At 68.9% G+C, this 20,384-nt stretch carries 20 protein-coding genes; 12 read left to right on the forward strand and 8 right to left on the reverse strand.

Features of this window, described 5'->3' with window-relative positions:
- Genes HWD99_RS04685 through HWD99_RS04695 form a run of 3 tightly spaced genes read left to right on the forward strand, consistent with a single transcriptional unit; the run spans nucleotide 1 to nucleotide 2,867 of the window.
- The gene (locus HWD99_RS04685) at nucleotides 1–756 is read left to right on the forward strand and encodes a 1-acyl-sn-glycerol-3-phosphate acyltransferase (RefSeq protein ID WP_241795082.1); all 756 of its coding nucleotides are present in this window, start codon (nucleotides 1–3) and stop codon (nucleotides 754–756) included.
- The gene (locus tag HWD99_RS04690) at nucleotides 746–1,879 is read left to right on the forward strand and encodes an NAD(P)H-dependent glycerol-3-phosphate dehydrogenase (RefSeq protein WP_241795083.1); all 1,134 of its coding nucleotides are present in this window, start codon (nucleotides 746–748) and stop codon (nucleotides 1,877–1,879) included. Before HWD99_RS04685 ends, HWD99_RS04690 begins: the two co-directional genes overlap by 11 nt.
- Complete coding sequence (locus tag HWD99_RS04695; RefSeq protein WP_241795084.1) at nucleotides 1,785–2,867, forward strand: D-alanine--D-alanine ligase family protein; 1,083 nt, start codon at nucleotides 1,785–1,787, stop codon at nucleotides 2,865–2,867. Before HWD99_RS04690 ends, HWD99_RS04695 begins: the two co-directional genes overlap by 95 nt.
- A 19-nt stretch (nucleotides 2,868–2,886) precedes the next feature.
- On the opposite strand, the gene HWD99_RS04700 is transcribed toward HWD99_RS04695, so the two are convergent.
- Complete coding sequence (locus tag HWD99_RS04700; RefSeq protein ID WP_241795085.1) at nucleotides 2,887–3,381, reverse strand: DUF3515 family protein; 495 nt, start codon at nucleotides 3,379–3,381, stop codon at nucleotides 2,887–2,889.
- Between the two features lie 23 nt (nucleotides 3,382–3,404).
- On the opposite strand from HWD99_RS04700, the gene thiL reads away from it, so the two are divergent.
- Nucleotides 3,405–4,400, forward strand: coding sequence for a thiamine-phosphate kinase (gene thiL, locus HWD99_RS04705; RefSeq protein WP_241795086.1), 996 nt, complete (start codon nucleotides 3,405–3,407; stop codon nucleotides 4,398–4,400).
- On the opposite strand, the gene rsmD is transcribed toward thiL, so the two are convergent.
- The gene (gene rsmD, locus HWD99_RS04710) at nucleotides 4,370–4,963 is read right to left on the reverse strand and encodes a 16S rRNA (guanine(966)-N(2))-methyltransferase RsmD (protein WP_241795087.1); all 594 of its coding nucleotides are present in this window, start codon (nucleotides 4,961–4,963) and stop codon (nucleotides 4,370–4,372) included. The genes thiL and rsmD overlap by 31 nt on opposite strands.
- 61 nt (nucleotides 4,964–5,024) lie before the next feature.
- Between rsmD and HWD99_RS04715 the strand changes: the two genes are divergently transcribed.
- The 6 genes from HWD99_RS04715 to mutM all read left to right on the forward strand — a co-directional run bounded on the left by HWD99_RS04715 (nucleotide 5,025) and on the right by mutM (nucleotide 10,135).
- Entirely contained in the window at nucleotides 5,025–7,199 is a 2,175-nt protein-coding gene (locus tag HWD99_RS04715; RefSeq protein WP_241795088.1) for an ATP-dependent DNA helicase RecG, read from the forward strand.
- Nucleotides 7,200–7,229: 30 nt separating this feature from the next.
- On the forward strand, nucleotides 7,230–7,727 hold the full coding sequence (gene coaD / locus HWD99_RS04720) for a pantetheine-phosphate adenylyltransferase (protein ID WP_241795089.1): 498 nt from the start codon (nucleotides 7,230–7,232) through the stop codon (nucleotides 7,725–7,727).
- 135 nt (nucleotides 7,728–7,862) lie between these two features.
- On the forward strand, nucleotides 7,863–8,357 hold the full coding sequence (locus tag HWD99_RS04725; RefSeq protein WP_241795434.1) for a DUF177 domain-containing protein: 495 nt from the start codon (nucleotides 7,863–7,865) through the stop codon (nucleotides 8,355–8,357).
- A gap of 2 nt (nucleotides 8,358–8,359) precedes the next feature.
- Complete coding sequence (rpmF, locus tag HWD99_RS04730; RefSeq protein ID WP_013586329.1) at nucleotides 8,360–8,569, forward strand: 50S ribosomal protein L32; 210 nt, start codon at nucleotides 8,360–8,362, stop codon at nucleotides 8,567–8,569.
- Between the two features lie 17 nt (nucleotides 8,570–8,586).
- Nucleotides 8,587–9,279 carry a ribonuclease III gene (rnc, locus tag HWD99_RS04735; protein WP_241795090.1) on the forward strand — a complete coding sequence of 231 codons (693 nt, stop codon included), beginning with the start codon at nucleotides 8,587–8,589 and terminating at the stop codon, nucleotides 9,277–9,279.
- Complete coding sequence (mutM, locus tag HWD99_RS04740; protein WP_241795091.1) at nucleotides 9,272–10,135, forward strand: bifunctional DNA-formamidopyrimidine glycosylase/DNA-(apurinic or apyrimidinic site) lyase; 864 nt, start codon at nucleotides 9,272–9,274, stop codon at nucleotides 10,133–10,135. The genes rnc and mutM overlap by 8 nt, the downstream gene beginning before the upstream one ends.
- 6 nt (nucleotides 10,136–10,141) lie before the next feature.
- Here mutM and HWD99_RS04745 read toward each other — a convergent pair whose 3' ends face one another.
- The 5 genes from HWD99_RS04745 to HWD99_RS04765 form a co-directional block, all read right to left on the reverse strand.
- Nucleotides 10,142–11,464 (reverse strand): permease, encoded by a 1,323-nt coding sequence (locus tag HWD99_RS04745; RefSeq protein WP_241795092.1) that lies wholly within the window; start codon nucleotides 11,462–11,464, stop codon nucleotides 10,142–10,144.
- Nucleotides 11,461–12,156, reverse strand: a complete 696-nt coding sequence (locus tag HWD99_RS04750) for an ABC transporter ATP-binding protein (RefSeq protein WP_241795093.1) — start codon at nucleotides 12,154–12,156, stop codon at nucleotides 11,461–11,463. The genes HWD99_RS04745 and HWD99_RS04750 overlap by 4 nt, the downstream gene beginning before the upstream one ends.
- 87 nt (nucleotides 12,157–12,243) lie before the next feature.
- On the reverse strand, nucleotides 12,244–13,323 hold the full coding sequence (locus HWD99_RS04755; RefSeq protein ID WP_241795094.1) for a GNAT family N-acetyltransferase: 1,080 nt from the start codon (nucleotides 13,321–13,323) through the stop codon (nucleotides 12,244–12,246).
- Nucleotides 13,320–14,408 carry a GNAT family N-acetyltransferase gene (locus tag HWD99_RS04760; protein WP_241795095.1) on the reverse strand — a complete coding sequence of 363 codons (1,089 nt, stop codon included), beginning with the start codon at nucleotides 14,406–14,408 and terminating at the stop codon, nucleotides 13,320–13,322. The genes HWD99_RS04755 and HWD99_RS04760 overlap by 4 nt, the downstream gene beginning before the upstream one ends.
- 13 nt (nucleotides 14,409–14,421) lie before the next feature.
- Nucleotides 14,422–14,700 carry a hypothetical protein gene (locus HWD99_RS04765; RefSeq protein ID WP_241795096.1) on the reverse strand — a complete coding sequence of 93 codons (279 nt, stop codon included), beginning with the start codon at nucleotides 14,698–14,700 and terminating at the stop codon, nucleotides 14,422–14,424.
- A gap of 550 nt (nucleotides 14,701–15,250) precedes the next feature.
- On the opposite strand from HWD99_RS04765, the gene smc reads away from it, so the two are divergent.
- The gene (smc, locus tag HWD99_RS04770; protein WP_241795097.1) at nucleotides 15,251–18,796 is read left to right on the forward strand and encodes a chromosome segregation protein SMC; all 3,546 of its coding nucleotides are present in this window, start codon (nucleotides 15,251–15,253) and stop codon (nucleotides 18,794–18,796) included.
- Nucleotides 18,797–18,825: 29 nt separating this feature from the next.
- On the opposite strand, the gene HWD99_RS04775 is transcribed toward smc, so the two are convergent.
- Nucleotides 18,826–19,482, reverse strand: coding sequence for a hypothetical protein (locus tag HWD99_RS04775; protein ID WP_241795098.1), 657 nt, complete (start codon nucleotides 19,480–19,482; stop codon nucleotides 18,826–18,828).
- A 28-nt stretch (nucleotides 19,483–19,510) separates the two neighbouring features.
- Here HWD99_RS04775 and ftsY point away from each other — a divergent pair, with 28 nt between their 5' ends.
- On the forward strand, nucleotides 19,511–20,383 hold the full coding sequence (ftsY, locus tag HWD99_RS04780) for a signal recognition particle-docking protein FtsY (protein WP_241795099.1): 873 nt from the start codon (nucleotides 19,511–19,513) through the stop codon (nucleotides 20,381–20,383).
- Nucleotide 20,384 lies beyond the last annotated feature (1 nt).

Consider the following 20,384-nt stretch of genomic DNA (forward strand, 5'->3'; position numbering starts at 1 on the left):
ATGGGTTCCCGGTCTGCGGAGACCACGCGGCCCAGCCTGTTCTGGCCGATCGCGGCGATCGTGCTGCCCCTGGTCTCGCTCCTGGCGAAGATCCGCATCACGGGCAGCGAGAAGCTGCCGCGCGAGGGCGCCTATGTACTGGCTCCGAACCACTATTCGGAGTTCGATCCGCTGATCGTCGCGGTCGCCGTCTGGCGTATCGGCCGTGCGCCGCGTTTCATGGCCAAGGAGAGTCTGTTCCGCGTGCCGGTCCTGGGATCGATCCTGCGTGTGACCGGGATGATCCCGGTGGCTCGCTCCTCGTCCGCGTCGGCGGCGAAGCAGACGCTGAAGCAGTCCGCCGAGCTCGTCGAGCACGGCCGAGGCGTGATCGTGTACCCGGAGGGCACGCTGACCCGCGATCCCGACATGTGGCCGATGCGGGGCAAATCCGGAGCGGTCCGGCTCGCATTGACCGACGGAATCCCGCTCATCCCGATGGCCCACTGGGGCACCCAGGAGATCATGGGGCGCTACCAGAAGGGTCTGAGCCTCTGGCCTCTGCGCAAGCGCGTGGACGTCATCGTCGGTGACCCCGTCGACGTCTCCGACCTCCACGGTCGCGCCGGCGAGGCCGCGGCGCTGAACGAGGCCACGAACCGTCTGATGAACGCGATCACCGCGCTGCTCGAAGAGCTGCGCGATGAGAAGGCGCCCGCGGAGCGATGGAACCCGGCGTCGCACGGACAGAGGGAGACGGGTCGCCTTGACTCCTAAGCGAACCGTGGTCTCGGGCCCCCGCGTCGCCGTGATCGGCGCCGGGAGCTGGGGAACCACCTTCGGGAAGATCCTCGCCGACGGCGGAGCGCAGGTCACGATGTGGGCCCGCCGCGCAGAGCTGGCGCACGAGATCGACGAGGCCAAGCGCAACTCGCGATACCTCCCCGGCATCAACCTGCCGCGCACCATGGCGGCGACGCACGAGCTCGCGACCGCGCTGCGCGACGTCGATCAGGTCTACCTCTCGGTTCCCAGTCAGTCGCTGCGCGAGAATCTCAAAGCGCTGCGGCCGCTGATCGGCGACGGCGACGCGAAGATCGTCAGCCTGATGAAGGGCGTCGAGAGATCGACCGGTCTGCGGATGAGCCAGGTGATCGAGCAGGAGCTGCGGTGCGATCCCGATCGCATCGCCGTCGCATCCGGACCGAACCTCGCTCTCGAGATCGCTCGCGAGCAGCCGACCGCTGCGGTGATCTCGTCGCGCAGCAGGGAGACCGCTGAAGAGGTCGCCCGAGCGGCACGCAACGGCTACTTCCGCACGTTCGTGAACACCGATGTGATCGGCACCGAGTTCGGCGGCGTGCTCAAGAACCTGATCGCTGTCGCGATCGGCATCGTCGACGGCGTCGGCTACGGCGAGAACACCAAGGCGTCGATCATCACCCGCGGCCTCGTGGAGATGACCGACTTCGCCGTCGCGAACGGCGCGCACCCCGAGACGCTGCAGGGGCTGGCGGGTCTCGGCGACCTGATCGCCACGTGTCAGTCTCCGCTGAGCCGCAACAACACGGCCGGGCGACTGCTCGGCCAGGGATACAGCTTCCAGGACGTCGTGAAGCAGATGCAGCAGACAGCCGAGGGACTCGCGTCCGTCGCGCCGGTGCTGCAGCTCGCTCGCGAGTCCGACGTGCACATGCCCATCGTCGAACAGGTGAAGATGGTGCTCGACGGGAAGATGAACCCGCGCGACATCGCACCCCACCTGACGACGGACGACGACACCCCACAGGGTGAGAGGACCAACCATGGACAAGCAGACGGTGGTGGTGCTCTTCGGCGGGCGCTCCAGCGAGCATTCGATCAGTTCCGCAACGGCGGGAGGGGTGCTGGGCGCGATTGATCGCGACCGCTACTCCGTGATCCCGGTCGGGATCACCCGGGAGGGGGCCTTCGTCCTCGAGGACGACGACCCGGCGAAGTTCCCGCTCGATGCGGCCCACCTGCCCGAGGTCGCGGACAACGGCACACGCATCCTGTGGCCCGAGCCCGGGGGAGACCGCACGCTTCGCGTGGTCCGATCCGACGGCACCACTGAGGGCCTCGGCGAGATCGACATCGTGCTGCCGATTCTCCACGGTCCGCACGGCGAGGATGGCACGATTCAGGGGTACTTCGACACCCTCGAGGTGCCGTACGCCGGCGGTGGTGTGCTCGACTCCGCGCTCTGCATGGACAAGCACTTCATGAAGATCGCGCTGCAGGCCGCCGGATTGGCCGTGGCCCCCTGGGTCACCGTTCGCGCACGGCAGTGGGCTCAGGACCCCGAGTCGGTCCGCCGTGCGGCCGCCGACCTCGGTCTGCCGCTGTTCGTGAAGCCTGCGCGTGCCGGGTCGAGCGTGGGCGTCTCCAAGGTGGAGTCACCGGAGGAGCTCGACGACGCCCTCGCCGTCGCCTTCGCCGAAGATGACAAGGTGCTCATCGAGACGGGCGTCTCGGGGCGCGAGATCGAGGTGGCCGTGCTCGAGGGGAGCGAGGGAATCCGCGCCTCGCTGCCGGGGGAGATCGTGCTCACCTCGCGCGGATTCTACGACTTCGAGGGCAAGTACCTCGGCGGTGACGGCGTCGACGTCGTCTGCCCCGCGGAGCTCTCCGACGGCGAGATCGCTGCGATCCAGGAGGCGGCGGTCCACGCGTTCGAAGCGGTCGACGGACGCGGGCTGGCCAGGGTCGACATGTTCCTCACCACGGCAGGCGAACTCGTCGTGAACGAGCTGAACACCATGCCGGGCTTCACGCCGATCTCGATGTTCCCCAAGTGCTGGGTGGCCTCGGGGCTCAGCTACGGCGACCTGATCTCCGAGCTGATCGAGGCGGGGCTGCGGCGCTGACCGCGATCGCGGCGGGCGCTCAGCCCGCCGCGGAGTCGTCGGTGGTGGGAACGCGGTCCGTGCATCGGGCGGTGGCGGGCGCGAGCCCCGACTGGATGCTCGTCGAGAGGCTCTCGATCACGGTACGGAAGTCGAGCGACTCACCGCGGCGGATGATGACCTCGATGGCGGGATCGCGGCCGTAGGTCACGAGTCGCTGCCGCTCCTCCTCCTGGTCGAGCACGAGCCAGTCGACGCTGCCGATCGTCGTGCAGACCTCGGTGGAGGGCGCAGGAGGCTCGACTCCGCATCGGAGGACGACGGTCGGGTCGCCCCATGCTCCCGTCGCCTGGGCGTCGGTCCAGACGCGATCCAGTTCGCCGACCGCATCGGGGAGCAGGACGGAGACCTCGGCGCACGCGGGATCGTTGGCGTGGGAGGCGGGCTCGAGGTGGACAGTGGTCGAGCACCCGGAGAGCGCCGCGACGAGTGCCAGTCCGCCGGCGACGACGGTGAGACGGCGGAAACGGGGCATGCATCCAGGCTACCTTTGACTGCATGCCCTCCCGACCCGACGACGATGATCCGCGCCTGGGAGACCTCTCCGAAGGAGAGATCCTCCGGGCGATCCTCGCCCGGACCGCACCTGCCTCGCACACCCTCCTCGGCCCCGGTGACGATGCTGCCGTGATCGCCGCGCCGTCCGGCAGCGTCATCGCGACGACGGACACGCTCGTGCACGGTCCGGACTTCCGCCTCGCATGGTCGAGCGGCTATGACCTGGGCTGGAAGTCCGCGGCGGTGAATCTCGCCGACATCGCCGCGATGGGGGGCCGTCCCACGGCTCTCCTCGTCGCTCTGGCGGTGCCGCGAGACCTGCGGCTGTCGTTCGTCGAGCGGCTCGCCGACGGCCTCCGCGAAGCCTGCCAGTCGCTCGCTCCCGGGTGCGCCGTCGTCGGCGGGGATCTGACCGTGTCCGACGTCCTGACCGTCGCCGTGACCGCGCTGGGTGACCTCGAGGGACGGCCGCCGGTCACCCGGACGGGCGCCCGGGTGGGCGATGTCGTCGCCGTGGCGGGGGAGCTGGGCCACGCAGCGCTCGGACTCGCCGTGCTGTTCGGACGATTCCGCGACGGCGAGGTTCCGGTGCCGGTCGACGTCGCTCGGCTCGGTGAGGGGGAGAGGGCGGCTCTCGCGGCTCAGCTCCGCCCTTCGCCCCCCATCGGTCTCGGTCCCGTCGCCGCGATGGCCGGCGCGACCGCGATGATGGACGTCTCCGATGGTCTCGCTCTCGATGCACGGCGTCTCGCCGCAGCGTCCGAGGTGACGATCTCGCTCGACGGTTCGGCCCTCGGACGCGATGCGCGGCGTGCTCTGGCCGGAGGCGAGGACCACGCTCTCCTCGCGACCTTCCCTCACGGCGTCCTCCCGCCGGGATTCCGGATCATCGGATCAGTGCTCGCTCGCGGTGAGGAGGGGCTGCTGGTCGACGGCGCTCCCGCCGACGTCACAGGCTGGGACCCCTATCGAGACTGGGACTCCGCCTCGGGCTGAGGTGTCGAGGGCTCCGCCCACCACAGCGTGGTGTCGCCGTACGTCTTCTCCCGGACGAGTTCGAGACCGGCGGCGGCGAGCTCGGGCGGCGTCGACCGGCGCGCGCGTTCGATGACCACGAGGGCGTCGGGCGACAGCAGAGGAGCGAGCGCGGTGAGGTCGGCCGTCATCGCCTCGTCGGCGAGGTCGTACGGCGGGTCGGAGAACACCAGATCGAACGGGCCGGAGGCCCGCTGCAGGAACGAGCGGACGGAGGTCTCGTGCACGCGGGCGGTCGGCAGATCGCCGGCTGCGGCGACGAGCGCCGCGTTCCGGCGCACGACGGCTGCCGCGGGGCGTCCCTGCTCCACGAGATCCGCCGACGAGGCACCGCGACTGAGTGACTCGAGTCCCAGCGCACCGGAACCGGCATACAGGTCGAGCACACGAGCTCCGGCGAAGGCGTCGATCGAATCGAGAGCGCCGAAGAGCGACTCCCTGACCCTGTCGCTCGTCGGTCTGGTTCCCGCGGGGGGCACACCCAATCGGGCGCCCCGTGCCTTTCCGGCGATGATCCTCGTCACCCGTTCACGATACGACAGCCCCGGGACATCGGTTGTCGGTGCCGCCTCCTAGACTCGGAGCATGTCGCTCACGCTCGATTCCTCGCTGGAGGAGGCTCTCGGTGCCACCCCGGCGAAGACCCTCGACCGTGCGTTCGGGATGACATCGGTCGGCGATCTGCTGTCGCATTATCCACGGCGCTACGCGGACCCCGGTGAGCTGACCCCGATCCGCGAGCTCCCTCTCGGCGAGACCGTCACGATCGTCGCCGAGGTCCTCTCGTCGAGTGCCCGCGCGATGCGCAACAGGCGTGGCGCGATGGCGGACGTCGTCATCGGCGACGGCATCGGCAAGATGTCGCTCACGTTCTTCGCCAAGAACCTGGGCGCGGCGAAATGGCGGTCCGAAGAGCTCGCTGTCGGTCGGCGAGGAGTCTTCTCGGGCAAGGTCGGCGAGTTCAACGGCGTCACGCAGTTCGCGCACCCCGAGTACGAGCTCTTCGACGACGAGGATGCGGCGCGCCGCCGGGCCGACGCGCGCGCTGCCGTCCTGATCCCGATCTATCCCGCGACCGCGAGCCTGCAGACGTGGCAGATCGCGAAGTTCGTGGGGCGGGTTCTGGACGCGGTCGACGAGGTACCCGAGCCGCTCTCCGCCGACGTGCGCGCCCGCGAGGAGCTCCTCACGGCGAGGGAGGCGCTCGAGCAGATCCACCGTCCGAAGACCCGCAACGACATCGATCCTGCGGTGCGCACGCTGCGCATGCACGAGGCGCTGACTCTGCAGACCGCGCTGCTGCAGCAGCGCGATGCGGTGCGGTCGCTCGCGGCGACGGCCCGCCCCGCGAAGCCGGGTGGCCTCCTCGAGCGCTTCGACGCCTCGCTGCCCTACTCGTTGACCCCCGACCAGCAGACGGTGGGAGATCAGGTCGCCGCCGATCTGGTCGGTTCCTGGCCGATGAACCGCCTGGTGCAGGGCGAGGTCGGCTCCGGCAAGACCCTCGTCGCGCTCAGGGCGATGCTCCAGGTCGCCGAGTCGGGTGGGCAGGCGGCTCTCATCGCCCCGACCGAGGTCCTCGCCGGTCAGCACCTGCGCTCGATCACGAAGATGCTCGGTCCTCAGCTCGCACCTCTCGTGATGCCGACGCTGCTGACGGGCCAGATGCCGGCAGCCGAGCGCCGGAAGGCCGCACTCCGCGTCGCATCCGGGCAGGCGCTCATCGTGGTCGGCACCCACGCGCTGCTGGGCGAGAAGACGACGTTCGCAGATCTCGGGCTCGTCGTCGTCGACGAACAGCACCGGTTCGGTGTCGAGCAGCGTGAGGCCCTTCGTGCTAAGGGATCGAGCCCGCATGCGCTGGTGCTCACGGCCACCCCGATCCCGCGGACCGTGGCCATGACGGTCTTCGGCGACCTCGACACCTCGGTGATCCGCACCATGCCGAAGGGACGTGCGGGAATCGAATCGTTCGTGGCGCCCCTCGCCGAGCATCCGCGCTGGTTCAACAGGGTGTGGGAGCGCGCCGCAGAGGAGATCGCTCAGGGCCGACAGGTCTTCGCCGTGTGCGCGGCGATCGACACGACGAAGAAGACCGCCGAAGCGGGGGAGCAGCTGGCGCCTCAGCCCGAGGGAGCCTCGGGCCCGCGCTGGGGGGTCGTGCAGCTCGACGAGGCGCTGGCGACGCATCCGAGACTCGGAACCCTGCGTCGCGCGGTGTTGCACGGACGTATGCCGTCTGATGAGAAGGACGCGGTCATGCAGGCCTTCGCGCGTGGCGAGATCGATCTCCTGCTCGCGACGACCGTGATCGAGGTCGGCGTCGACGTGCCCAACGCGTCGACCATGATCGTCCTCGATGCCGACCGCTTCGGAGTGTCGCAGCTTCATCAGCTGCGTGGTCGTGTCGGGCGAGGAGGAGTCCCCGGCCTCTGTCTTCTCGTGACCGAGGCCGAAGAGGGCTCCGTCGCTCGCGAACGCGTCGACGCCGTCGCCGCGACACTCGACGGGTTCGCGCTGGCGGAGGTCGATCTCGAACTCCGCGGCGAGGGAGACGTGCTCGGGGCCGCGCAGGCCGGGGTGCGCTCGTCACTCAAGCTGCTCCGCGTGGTCAAGGACTCGCGGCTCATCGTCAAAGCCCGTGAACTCGCGGAGGTCATTCTCGCCGACGACCCGGACCTCGAGGCGAACCCTGGGCTGAAGTCCGCGATCGTGCGGCGCGTCAGCGACGAGGATCGCGCTGCGCTCGCCAAGAACTGACGCGGCCGGGGTGTGCTTTAGGCTGGTCCCATGAGCAGTCGGATCGCCGTCGTCCCGGGATCGTTCGATCCGCCGACCCTGGGTCACCTCGACGTGATCCGTCGCGCGGCCACACTGTACGACGAGCTTCACGTGCTCGTCGTGCACAACCCCGGCAAGGAGGCGATGCTTCCCATCGCGCAGCGGATGTCCCTGCTCGAGCAGTCGATCGCCGACGAGGGCATGGACGGCAACGTCATCATCGGGTCGTGGAGCATGGGCCTTCTCGTGGACTACGCACGCGATGTGGGCGCCGGAGTGCTGGTCAAGGGCATCCGATCGCAGATCGATGTCGCGTATGAATCGCCCATGGCCATCGTGAACCGTCACCTCGCCGACATCGAGACCGTGTTCCTGCTGCCCGACCCGGCTCACGCGCTGGTGTCGAGCTCCCTGGTGCGGCAGGTGGCCGGACTCGGCGGAGACGTGTCGCCGTTCGTGCCCCCGGCGGTCGCGGCATTCCTCGACACGGGATCCCGCGGCATCTGAGCGGCGCACGACCGGGTCCGCTCAGCTCGGAACCAGCCGCGGAGGCCACGAAGCCGATACCATTGCGTGGTGCGTTCCCGACTCAATGGCCCTTTCGTCCTCCCCGTCCGCGACATCGTCCGCAAGCCGGGGGAGATGCGCGAGCATGACTTCACGGTGACGCTGCCCGAGGCCTGGGGCGAGGGCATCGTGTCCTACGAAGCAGGTTCCGAGCTCGATTTCGACGTGCGTCTGGAGTCGGTCCACGAAGGCATCCTGGTGTCCGGAACAGTCGATGCCGAGTACTCGGGTGTGTGCGGCAGATGCCTCATCGACATCGCTCGGCCCGTCGAAGTCGAGTTCCAGGAGCTTTTCGCGTATCCTGGTGAGGAAGAAACTGACTTCGAGGTTCAAGACGACCACGTGGATCTTGAAACTCTTGTCAGGGATGCGGCCGTATTGTCGCTTCCATTTCAGCCGGTGTGTCAGCCGGATTGCCTCGGGCTCGACCCGATTACGGGCGAGCGACTGACCGAGAGCACCGGAACGGAGCAGGCCGCTCCCATCGATCCTCGGTGGAGCGCGCTCCAGAAGATCACAGACCAAGACGGCGAGGCAGAGAGCCGCGCCGCCGAGAAAGAAGAGAGCTAGTCATGGCTGGTAACCCCCCGAAGCGCAAGGTCTCCCGTTCGAACACCCGCTCGCGCCGCGCGCAGTGGAAGGCCGAAGCCCCCGCGCTCGTCAAGACCATCGAGAACGGCAAGGTCGTCTACAGCCGCCCGCACCAGGCGAAGGTCGTCACCGACTCGCAGGGCACCGAGCTGTTCCTCGAGTACAAGGGCCGCAAGGTCGCCGACGTCTGAGTCGCGACATCAAGGTTGTGACAGAGGTCGACGGAACGACGAGACCTCTCCCTGAGAAGCTCCGCGTCGATATCGACGCGGAGCTTCTGGAGTTGGCGCTCACGCATCGCTCGTACGCGTACGAGCACGGTGCGATCCCGCACAACGAGCGACTCGAGTTCCTCGGGGACTCGGTCCTCGGGCAGGCGGTCACCGTGATGCTGTTCACGACCCACCCCGAACTCGACGAGGGATCGCTGGCGAAGCGGCGTGCGAGCGTCGTGTCGACCGTGGCTCTCGCAGAGGTCGCCCGAGGCATCGACCTCGGGAGCCATCTGCGTCTCGGTCGTGGCGAAGAGCAGACCGGGGGCCGCGACAAGGACTCGATCCTCGCAGACACGATGGAAGCCGTGATCGGCGCCACCTACCTGTCCGCGGGGCCCGAGGCTGCGACCGAACTGGTCCTCCGACTGACGGCGCCGCTGCTCGCCGATCCCGAGCGCTACGGCGCCGCGATGGATCCGAAGACGAGTCTGCAGGAGCTGGCCGCCCGTCAGGGGTCCACGCCGCCCCAGTACTCGGTCGAGGCCAGCGGCCCCGATCATGATCGGCGTTTCACCGCCACGGTGGTGGTCGGGGATCTTGCGATGACCGGCAAGGGCAGCAGCAAGAAGACGGCCGAGATGGCAGCCGCGCTCAGCGCGTGGCGCTTCCTCGACGAACGTGCCTGAGCTCCCCGAAGTCGAGGTCGTGCGGGCCGGGCTCGCTCCGGCGACGACCGGCTCGCTGATCACCGGCGTCAGCGTGTTCGACGAGCGCGCCCTCACCCGGCACGCGGCGGGCGCAGCGGATTTCGTCGGCAGGCTCGAGGGCCGCAGATTCACGGATGCCGCGCGTCGTGGCAAGTTCCTGTGGCTGCCGCTGGATGCCGACGACTCCGCGCTCATCGCACACCTCGGCATGAGCGGGCAGATGCTGCTCCGTCGTCCGGATGCCGCAGCGGAACGACATGAGCGCATCCGCATCCACCTCGAGCATCCGCAGCACGGCGAGCTCGCTGTCGTCTTCGCCGACCAGCGCACCTTCGGGTCGCTCGCCGTGGACCGCCTCGTGAGCGACGGCCCCTCATCCGTCCCGACCCAGGTCGTGCACATCGCCAGGGATCCGCTCGACCCGCTCTTCGATGACGCTCGGTTCCGCCAGACGCTGCGCAGCCGGAGAAGCGCGATCAAGAGGGTGCTGCTCGACCAGCAGGTGATCAGCGGGGTGGGCAACATCTACGCGGACGAGTCTCTCTGGGCGGCCCGCATTCACCCCGAGACCTCGGCGAGCTCCCTCTCGACACCCGCGGTGTCGAGACTCCTCGCCGAGGTTCGATCGGTCCTCGCCAAAGCCCTGGCCGAGGGCGGCACCAGCTTCGATGCGCAGTACGTGAACGTCAACGGCCAGGCCGGCTACTTCGCGCTTTCCCTCAATGCCTACGGGCGCGGGGGCCAGCCCTGCCCCCGCTGCGGCGGACTGATCCGCCGTGAGGCGTTCATGAATCGCTCGAGCCACTACTGCCCGCGGTGCCAGCGGCGTCGCTGATTCGCCTCAGGCCTCCTGGAAGGCTCGAGCCAGCAGCGGCCTGGTCGTCTGGGTGCTCACCCAGACGATGCCGATTCCGAGGACCAGCACGATCCCGATCGTGAGCAGCGACGCCGGTGCCGTGATCAGCGCCATTCCGAGAAGCGGGAACACGAGGATTCCCGCGCAGAGGGCGGAGCCGATCGACACGGCGAGCAGAGGCGACATGACGGCTCGCTGGCGTGCGCTGTGCACCGTCTCCATCGGCATCCCCAGCCGGTGCAGGCTCGTGTGCAGCTCTCGCTGATCGAGGACGGAGGCCGCCTGGTTCACACCGACGGACGCCGCGACCATGAGGAAGGACGCCACCAGCGTGATGATGAGACCGGTGCGGATGTCGGCCGCGAGTGCGGCGTCGGCCGCGTTCAGGTCCGCGCTGGACATGACGTTCAGAAGGGACACTCCCGTGCCCGCGAACACCGCGATGAAGCTGGTCATCGCGACACCGCTGACCTGACGCCATGCCGCCTGGGGCGAGTCGAGGACGATCCGCGCCGCGAGCAGGCCGGACGGCGTCTCGGCGCGGCGGAGGTGCAGTGATGCTCCGACTCTGAGCACCCAGGGGCCGATGACGTTCACGACGGCGAGGGCGACGGCGAAGAGGACGGCGAGGACCACGATCGTCACGGTGAGGTCGGCCACCGCAGGGAAGATCTTGATCATCACGAAGATGCCCGCGAGGACCGCCACCCCGACCACGACGCGGAGCCAGTGCGCGGGCGAGGCGGTGGCGCGAAGACGGACGCCGAGGGGCGAGATGACCACTCGTCTGAGGCCGAGTGCGGCGCTGGCCGCGGCGAGAAGGAGCACCGCGACCACCACGCCCGTACCGACGAGGGGCGGCATCAGCACCGCGCCGAGTCCGAGCGGACTGCCGCGGAAGGGGATCATGCCGATCAGCGGGGAGATCGCCAGATGTGCGAGCACGCCGATGAGTGCCCCCGCGGCCGCGACCAACACGGATTCGACGACGGTCGCGACGCCCACACCGAGGGGAGTGACCCCCAGAAGCCGCAGAGTGGAGAGTCTCTCATCGCGACGTCGTGCGGAAAGCCGGGCGGCGGCACCGCCGAGGTTCATGAGCGGCACGACGAGGAGCACGAGCGCGATGGCTGCCAGAGCCTGGTAGAGGGGAGCCTCGGGATCCGTCCAGGTCCAGAACGACTGTGCGCCCCCGACCACCGTCAGCACGAGCGCGGTGACGATCGCGAAGGCCACGACGGGCAGCACCAGGACGGAGCTCTGCCCCTTTGCCGGTCGGAAGAGCAGCAGGAGGGTGCGAGCGTTCACGCGGCGACCTCCGTCCCGGCGATGCGACCGTCGCGGACGGCCACGGTGCGTGAGCATCGAGCGGCGACCTCGGAGTCGTGGGTGACGACGAGCAGCGTGCGGCCCTGCCCCGTCGTCGACCACAGCAGTGCGTCCATGACCTCGTGCGAGGTCTGCGAATCGAGCGCGCCGGTCGGCTCGTCGGCGAACACCAGGTCGGCGCCGGTCGCCTGCGCGCGGGCGATCGCGACGCGCTGAGCCTGACCGCCGGACAGCTCTCCGATCCGGCGGTCCTCCATTCCGGAGAGTCCGAGCGCAGCGAGCCACGACGCGGCATGGGCGACCGCATCCGCTCTCTTCACTCCGGTGATCATGGAGGCGAGAGCGACGTTCTCGACCGCGGTGAGCTCGGGGATCAGGAGACCCTGCTGGAAGACGAACCCGAACCTCTCGCGACGGAGCCGTGACCGCGCGGACTCCCCGAGCCCGGCGACGTCGACCGGGCTCCCCCCGGATGGCTGGAAGCTGACGGTTCCGGAATCGGGCGTGATGATCCCGGCGAGCACGTGCAGCAGTGTGGTCTTGCCGGATCCTGACGCGCCCATGATCGCCACGGACTCGCCGCGGAGGATCGTCAGATCGACCCCGGCGAGTGCATGGGTGGTTCCGTAGGACTTGGTGAGGTGTCGGGCTTCGAGCACGGATGCGTTCATGTCTCCAGCCTCGCGGCGGGGCCCCGATCGGTGCATCGGCCTGGCGGTGTATCCGTCATCGGCCCGGTACACCGATCGGATGATCTCTCAGAGACGCTTCTGCCAGGCCCCCGCGTACGAGACCGCGACGAAGCCGAGCGCTTCGTTGATGCCCAGCATCGGACGGTTCTCCTCAGCGTTGAACGTCGAGACCGCGGGGGACAGGGACATCAGGTCCCGCCACAGCAGGAGGTTCGCGCACTTGACGACGGTTCCCAGGCGGTGCCCGCGGTGATCACTCGACACGAGCGTTCCGAGCTGGTGGGTGACGCTCGCGCGGTCGGCCCCGACGAGCAGCTCGTTGTACGCGACGAGAGCACCGGTCGGCACATGCTCGACCGCGACGATCGAGAGAGCCTGTCCGGCACCCGTGAGCCGATTCTCCCGGCGTACGACCCTGTCGGCGTCCCAGACCTCTGCGACGAAGTCCATGTCTCCGCTCGGCGCGTCCGTCGACAGCCGCGCGAGGATCGCCGCATAGCCGTCCCGGCGATCCGCCGGAGTCGGTGCCATCCACTGCAGGGTGCGATAGTCGGGGCCGGCCGCCGTCTCTGCGGCCTCGAGAGCAGCACGGACCGGCGCGGGATCGGACCTCAGGTCGAACTCGCTGTTGCGCTCCACCTGCTCGAACTCGTAGCCGCGCGCCGTCAGGACATCGGAGAGAGGCGTCGCAGGGATGCGTCCCCAGCCCGTCCTCGGCGTGATCATGCGGTCGGCGTCGATCGGTCGGTGCAGCGTCCAGGTCTGCGCGAGGGAGCGTCCGTGCGCGCGTGCTTCGGATTCGGCGAGCGAGAGCAGCGCATCCTCGACGCCATGGCCCCAGTGCCGGGCAGGGACCATCAGATCGATCTCCGCCGCCTGAGCGTCCTCCTCCTGCGGGTAGTCGATCGTGACCATGCCCACGATCTCATCTCCGTGTCGCGCGACGAAGCCGGTGCAGAGCGTGTCGGTGGGATCCCGCCAGGATGCCAGCAGCTGTGCCGCATCCGGTGCGATGTCCGGCAGACCGACCGCTTCGTCGCATATCAGGCGGTTCAGCTCACCGTACGCGCGGAAATCCGCACCTTCGTCGTCCTCGAGCGACGTCGGGACGATGAGGGGAGTGATCGTCAGGGCGATCGTCGTCATGACAGTTCCTTCTTCCAGGCGCCTTCGTAGGCGATGGCGGTGAAGCCCAGGGCCTCGTTGATGGAGAGCATCGGCCGGTTCTCCTCGGCGTTGTAGGTGATGACGTCGCGCGACGACGGAGCGACCTCCGCCCAGGCGAGGAGGGCCGCGCATTTCACGAGCTGTCCGAGCCGGTTGCCCCGGTGCTCCTTCAGAACCAGCGTGTCGTGCTGATGGGTCGTGGCTGTCAGGTCGGGACCGATCCCGAGCTCGGTGAACGCCGCGAGCTCTCCCGTCGCGATGTGCTGCGCGAAGGTCACCTGCATCGTCTGCGCCATCTCGGCGATGCGCTCCTCAGCGGCGGTGACTCGGGCGGCGTCCCAGGACTCCTCGTCCGTCTCGAGATCCGCGGACGGCGCGTCCGTCGACATCCGCGACTTCAGCCACGCGTATCCGTCGAGGTGCTCCGCCGGGGTCGGGACGGTCCACTGCAGCACGCGGTACTCGGTGGAGAACCGTCGAGCGTCGTCGAGGAGGTCGCGAGCGCGGTCCCACGCATCGACGTCCAGATCGAGCCGACTCACCCGGTAGACCTGCTCGAGGGTGAATCCGTGCCGCGTGAGGAACCGTGCGACGTGGTCATCCGGCACGCTGCCGAATCCGGTGCGTGCGTCGAGGCGGGAGCCGGAGCTCGCCTGCTGCTCGGTCCAGTTCTGGATCACGGAGCGCCCGTGTTCGCGGGCGACCGCCTCGATGTGCGGCATGATCGCCGTGCCGATCCCTCGACCCCAGACCCGCGGATGGATCTCGATCGCGGCGATGGCGACGCGGGATCCCTCCTCGTGCGGGATGTCGACGACGGTACGACCGACCATCTCGCCGTCGACGCGAACCGCCCACACGACCGTCGTCCGCTCCGCGCGGGAGCGCAGGAGCGGCAGCAGGGCCTCGGGCGCGAGGTCCTGCTCGGTCCGTCCGGTGAGTTCGCGGTAGACCTCGTTGCGGACGCGGGAGAGTTCGCGGAACTCTCCCGCGTCCGCGGCATCCGCTCGCGCAGGCAGCACGAGCGGATGCAGCGTTGCACCATCGATGAGGGTGATGCTCATGGTCGTCTCCAGGTCAGCGCAGCTGTCGCTGCAGATCGAACGTCATCAGGGCGAGCGCCTCAGCGGCGGGACGCTCTCGTTTCTCCAGGTGGAGCGGGTCGACCGAGAAGGTCGACGCGCGCCGTGCCGGCCGAGGCCGCTGAGCGCGCTGGAGCAGCCAGAGGCCGACTCGGAGCGAGAGACGATCGGCGAGCGCGAGGCGCCGCAGGTCGTCGGGTACGGGGATGTGGAGGACCTGCTGGTCCTCGGTATCCGGTGGATGGGTGGTGCTGCGGTACAGCGTGGTGTTCACGATGATCCTTCGAGATGTGTGGTGTGGAGGGGGTCGAGAGGTCCCTGTCATCCGTCGGAGCAGACTCCATGACGGATGACGGGACGCGAAGCCCGACGAGACCCCGACGGCGCGAGGACGCAGATGCCGGGTCGGCGGGATCCGTGATCTGACTGCAGATCAGAGGGTGGCGCGCGAAGGTGCGCGGCGGAGGACGGTAATCGCAGGTCTCAGACCTGGTGCCGGCGTGCGGCGGAGTCCCCGGACAGCAGTGCTACGAGAGCGTGCTGATCTGGACGCCGGCGGTTACCGAGTGCGCAGTGCGCGGCGCGAATGGCGCGGCGAGGCCTGTGGCCTGTGCGGTGAGTGTGATCATCATCGGTAACCTCCTTTCGTGTGGCGATCCGGAGGTTACGGTAGCGACACCCGGGCGTGTCCGTCAAGCAGGCACGGCGTGGATCGGCGTGTCGCGACCTGCCGCGGTTCGGCGTGATCCCGCGCGGGATGCCGGGAAAACCGCGTGATTCCGGTAGCGTATGGGCGTGATTCACCCCGGAAGCGCGGCACGCGCATGCATCTGAAGAGCCTGACCCTCAAGGGGTTCAAGTCCTTCGCGCAGCCGACCAGCTTCGTCTTCGAACCGGGAGTGACCTGCATCGTCGGTCCGAACGGATCGGGCAAGTCGAACGTCGTCGACGCTCTCGCCTGGGTGATGGGCGAGCAGGGGGCGAAGACGCTCCGCGGCGGCAAGATGGAGGACGTGATCTTCGCGGGCACCTCGACCCGCGGTCCGCTCGGCCGCGCCGAGGTCCAGCTCACGATCGACAACAGCGACGGTGCCCTGCCGATCGACTACGCCGAGGTCACGATCAGCAGGACGCTGTTCCGAAACGGCTCCAGCGAGTACGCGATCAACGGCGAGAACTGCCGTCTGCTCGATGTGCAGGAGCTGCTGAGCGACTCGGGACTCGGTCGAGAGATGCACGTGATCGTCGGGCAGGGACGTCTCGACACGGTGCTTCAGGCGTCGCCCGAGGATCGTCGTGGCTTCATCGAGGAGGCCGCCGGCATCCTGAAGCATCGTCGTCGCAAGGAGAAGACCCTTCGCAAGCTCGACGCGATGGAGACGAACCTCACGCGCCTGAGCGACCTCGCCGGCGAGATCCGCAGGCAGCTGAAGCCGCTGGGACGCCAGGCGGAGATCGCTCGGGAGGCGCAGACCATCGCCGCGGTCGTGCGCGATGCCAAGGCGCGCATCTTCGCCGACGATGTCGTCGCACTCCGCACCGCTCTCGCCGATCACACGCGCACCGAACAGGAACGCCACACCGAACGGCTGGTCCTGAGCGACCAGGCCGAGGCCGTGCGTGCGAGCATCGCCCGCCTCGAGCAGGACCAGAACTCGGTGGCCGTCGACCAGGCGCGTGGGGTGGCTTTCGGTCTCGAGCAGGTGCAGGAGCGCATGCGCGGTCTGTACACGCTCGCGAACCAGCGCCTCGCTCTCCTGGGGTCGGAGGAGGACGATGCAGCGGTCACGGCGGTGACGGTCACGCAGAGCACGATCGACGACGCGCAGGACGAGATCACCGAGATCTCGGCCGGTCTCGGCGACGCCCAGGATGCTGCGACCGTGGCGAGCCGCGAGGTCGTGCACGCGCGCGCGGAGCTGGACACGCTCGACGTCGACATCGCGGAGCAGAGCGCCCTGGTGTCTGCGTACGACATGCGTCTGAGCGCGCTTCGCGGGACGGCGGACGCCGCCGCGTCTGCTCTCGCCGCGGTGCGGGGCGCCGTCCTGCGGCAGGAGAACGCACTGGAGGCGGCGAACAACCGGCGCCGCGAGGCGGCCGAGGCACTCGACGGTATCGACCAGGCGGAGGCGCCGGAGGGGACGGCAGCGGAGCACTCCGCCGCGTACGACAGTGCGCAGCGCGCGGCCTCTGCCGCGGAAGCCGAGCGGGAGACGCTCCGGGAGCGTCTGCACGCTGCCGAGCGAGAGGTCGACGCGCTCACGGCCAAGTCGGCTGCTCTCGGCAGCGCACTCGCGATCTCGGGGGGTGCGGCCGAGATCGTCAAGGGCGGCGGCACAGGCATCCGTGGACTCGTGGGTGATTCCGTGCAGGTCAGAGCCGGTTTTGAGGCCGCGATCGCCGCGGTGCTGGGCCCGCTCGCCGAGGGTGTGCTCGTCGAGCGCTCCTCGGATGCGTTCGCTCTCGCGGCGGACGTCGCCGAGCATCACCGCGGAGTGGTCGACTTCGTCGTTGCCGAGGGCATCCGTCCGTCGGTCGAGCTGCCGACGCTCGATGGCGTCACCCCGGCCGTCGACACCGTGACCGCCCCCGAGGGTGTGCTCGGAATCCTGTCCCACGTGCTCATCGCGGACGGTCTCGACACGGCACGAGCGGCGCGCGCGACCCTCGACGCGGTCGGTGACGTTCTGACGACGATCGTCACGACCGCGGGCGATGTCGTCACGGCGCAGACGGTGCGCACCGGATCGGGCGGTGAGCGCTCACGTCTCGAGCTCGCGGCCGAGCGCGACGCGGCCGACGAACGGCTCGCCGAAGTGCAGGTGATCGTCGACTCGCTGCGCGAAGCCCGCGCGGAGGCGGACGAGACGGTCGAGACATCACGTCGGCAAGCGAAGGATGCGCTCCGTGCTCTTCGTGAGCACGATGCCGCGCTGGCCAGTCACGCCGAGCAGGTGAACCGCGTCACCGTGACGCATGAGTCGGCGGTCGCAGAGTGCGAGAGGCTCGAGACAGGGCTGGCGCAGGCACAGGCCGCGGTGGCGGATGCGGAGGCGAAGGCCGAGGCGGCCAAAGCCGAGGTCGACGCTGCCGTGTCCGCACCCCGACCGGTTCTCGACGCCTCGGCACGCGACGGTCTGCTCGAAGCACTGGAGTCGGCGCGTGAGAACGAGATCCGCGCGCGGCTCGAGATCGAGACGCTGCGCGAACGTGTGCGCGCAGCACAGGCGCGGGTCGTGAGCCTCGAGCGCCAGCGGGAGCAGGAACGCGACGCCGCCGCGGAGGCGGCCCGTCGTGCGGTGATCCGGCGCGGTCAGCGCGAGGCGGCTGCCGGGGTCGCGGAAGAGCTCCCGCGCATCCTCGACTCGATCGATCGCTCGGTCACCGAGGCGCGGGTCGCGCTGGCGGAGGCCGAAGCGGCACGGTCCGCTCAGAATCACGAGCTGACCGCGCTTCGTGCTCAGGAGACCTCGTTGCGCGAGCGACTCGCAGGGCTCACGGAGAGTGTGCACGGACTCGAACTGCAGATCCACGAGAAGAAGCTGCACCTGCACAGTCTCCTGGAGCGCGTGGCATCGGAGCTCGCTCTCGATGAAGATATTCTCATTGCGGAATATGGACCCGACCAGCTGATTCCGCGCGATCCGGGTGCACCGCCGACAGAAGACGGGCATTCCGACGACACCGCGATCCCCTTCGACCGGCGAATCCAACAACGGCGACTCGCGGATGCCGAGCGCAAACTCGCGCAACTGGGCCGGGTCAACCCGCTCGCGCTCGAGGAGTTCGCCGCGCTCGAGCAGCGGCACGCCTTCCTGACCGAACAGCTGACCGATCTCACCCAGACCCGGCAGGACCTCCTGACGATCATCGCCGACCTCGACGAGCGCATGCAGACGATCTTCGCCAGTGCGTTCGAGGACACGCGGGTGGCATTCGGCGAGGTCTTCCCGCTGTTGTTCCCCGGCGGGTCAGGGAGCATCTCGCTCACGGATCCCGAGAACATGCTCACCACCGGCATCGAAGTCTCGGTGCGTCCGGTGGGGAAGAAGATCGAGAGGCTCTCTCTGCTCTCGGGCGGAGAGCGCTCCCTCGCGGCCGTCGCCCTTCTCGTCGCGATCTTCAAAGCTCGACCCAGCCCGTTCTACATCCTCGACGAGGTGGAGGCGGCGCTCGACGACGCCAACCTGGGGCGACTGCTGACCGTCTTCGAACAGCTCCGCGAGAGCTCTCAGCTCCTGGTCATCACGCACCAGAAGCGCACTATGGAGATCGCGGATGCTCTGTACGGTGTCTCGATGCGTCAGGACGGCGTCTCAGCCGTGGTGGGGCAGCGCGTGGGCGACAGAGCAGCCGCAGCGCGCTGACCGAGGATCCGAGGCCCGCAGGCCGCGGCTCACGAGAGCGGGAGGGTCGCGACGAATGCGCCGACGACATCGTCGAAGCGAGACGAATCCTGCGGCCGATGACCGTACCCGCGCAGGACCTCGTGCGTCGCACCGCGGCCGCGCAGGACACGTGCGATCTCCTCGTACTCGTCGTTCCAGCCGCCGGTGACGATCAGGGTCGCGACGTCGTCGACCATGGCGGCGCGCACGCCGTGGCCCCACGGGAGATTCGCGCGGGCCCATCGCTGCGCCACTGCTCGCTCGTCGTCCGGCAGATCGCCGTCGAGAGGTCCGCCGAACATCAGCGGGCGAAGCATGGCCCAGAAACCCCGCAGATCGCCGGATTCGGCCAGAGACCTTGCTTCGGTGACGATCCCGATGTGCCGCTCGACCGCCGCGTCGCCGCGCGCGATGTCGTAGAGCGCCGGCTCGACGAGGACGAGGCCTGCGAGATCGAGCCGGCCGGCGGCGAGCACGGCGGGGACCGCGCCGATCGAATGAGCGAAGAGCATCGCTCGTCGTCCCTCGCATCGCTCGCGGATCATACGGACCTGATCGGTGATCGAGCACCCGTCCGCGAAGCGGAGGAACTCGCCGTCCGCCCCCGGCCATGCCTCGGCGCCACCTCGTCCGGAGCCGTGGATGAAGACCCGTTCGTGAGGCATCTCAGGATGCTACCCGTAGGCTGGACTCATGGCGGAGAAGTCCTGGTCCCTCACCCGTGCTCTGCGCGGGATGTTCGTCAAGCCCACGATCGATGAGACGACCTGGGAGGACCTCGAGACAGCGCTGATCACGGCCGACTTCGGTCCCGACATCAGCGAGCGCGTGGTCGAGGAGCTCAAGGAGAAGGTCGAGCGCTACCGCACGACCGATCCGCAGGATCTCCAGCGCATGCTTCGCGAGACCCTCGAGGAGCACTTCGCGAAGTTCGACACCACGCTCACGCTCACGGAGCGTCCGGCGGTCGTGCTCGTCGTCGGCGTGAACGGCGTGGGCAAGACGACGACGATCGGCAAGTTCACGAAGTTCCTCCGCGGGTACCAGCGCAGCGTGGTCGTCGGGGCGGCGGACACCTTCCGCGCCGCGGCGGTCGACCAGCTCGCGACCTGGGCCCAGCGCGGGGGAGCGGCGATCGTCCGCCCCCAGCAGGAAGGGCAGGACCCCGCATCCGTCGCGTATCAGACTGTCGAGTACGCGCAGCGGGAGGGGATCGAGATCGCGATCATCGACACCGCGGGCCGCCTGCACACGAAGGGCGGGCTGATGGACGAGCTGTCGAAGATCCGCCGCGTCATCGAGAAGCAGGCGCCGATCAGCGAGGTTCTCCTCGTGCTCGACGCCACCACCGGGCAGAACGGTGTCATGCAGGCCGAGGCGTTTCTCCAGCACGCCGGGGTCACCGGCCTCGTGCTCACCAAGCTCGACGGGTCGGCCAAGGGCGGATTCGTGCTGGCGGTGCAGGAACGCACCGGGATCCCCGTCAAGCTGCTGGGTCAGGGCGAGGGCATCGACGATCTCACCGGATTCACCCCCCATGTCTTCGTGCAGTCGATGGTCGGCTGAC

It is taken from the genome of Microbacterium sp. C5A9 (genome assembly GCF_022627955.1).
In the GTDB taxonomy this organism is placed as follows: Bacteria; Actinomycetota; Actinomycetes; order Actinomycetales; family Microbacteriaceae; genus Microbacterium.

Bases quoted from the DNA above. Each gene is read 5' to 3' on its own strand.
- HWD99_RS04755 (WP_241795094.1), bottom strand. From the start codon at position 13,323: ATGACGACGATCGCCCTGACGATCACTCCCCTCATCGTCCCGACGTCG.
- HWD99_RS04695 (WP_241795084.1), top strand. From the start codon at position 1,785: ATGGACAAGCAGACGGTGGTGGTGCTCTTCGGCGGGCGCTCCAGCGAG.
- coaD (WP_241795089.1), top strand. From the start codon at position 7,230: ATGAGCAGTCGGATCGCCGTCGTCCCGGGATCGTTCGATCCGCCGACC.
- HWD99_RS04725 (WP_241795434.1), top strand. From the start codon at position 7,863: ATGCGCGAGCATGACTTCACGGTGACGCTGCCCGAGGCCTGGGGCGAG.
- smc (WP_241795097.1), top strand. From the start codon at position 15,251: ATGCATCTGAAGAGCCTGACCCTCAAGGGGTTCAAGTCCTTCGCGCAG.
- rpmF (WP_013586329.1), top strand. From the start codon at position 8,360: ATGGCTGGTAACCCCCCGAAGCGCAAGGTCTCCCGTTCGAACACCCGC.
- HWD99_RS04775 (WP_241795098.1), bottom strand. From the start codon at position 19,482: ATGCCTCACGAACGGGTCTTCATCCACGGCTCCGGACGAGGTGGCGCC.
- HWD99_RS04685 (WP_241795082.1), top strand. From the start codon at position 1: ATGGGTTCCCGGTCTGCGGAGACCACGCGGCCCAGCCTGTTCTGGCCG.
- HWD99_RS04750 (WP_241795093.1), bottom strand. From the start codon at position 12,156: ATGAACGCATCCGTGCTCGAAGCCCGACACCTCACCAAGTCCTACGGA.
- ftsY (WP_241795099.1), top strand. From the start codon at position 19,511: ATGGCGGAGAAGTCCTGGTCCCTCACCCGTGCTCTGCGCGGGATGTTC.
- HWD99_RS04700 (WP_241795085.1), bottom strand. From the start codon at position 3,381: ATGCCCCGTTTCCGCCGTCTCACCGTCGTCGCCGGCGGACTGGCACTC.
- HWD99_RS04715 (WP_241795088.1), top strand. From the start codon at position 5,025: ATGTCGCTCACGCTCGATTCCTCGCTGGAGGAGGCTCTCGGTGCCACC.
- thiL (WP_241795086.1), top strand. From the start codon at position 3,405: ATGCCCTCCCGACCCGACGACGATGATCCGCGCCTGGGAGACCTCTCC.
- HWD99_RS04760 (WP_241795095.1), bottom strand. From the start codon at position 14,408: ATGAGCATCACCCTCATCGATGGTGCAACGCTGCATCCGCTCGTGCTG.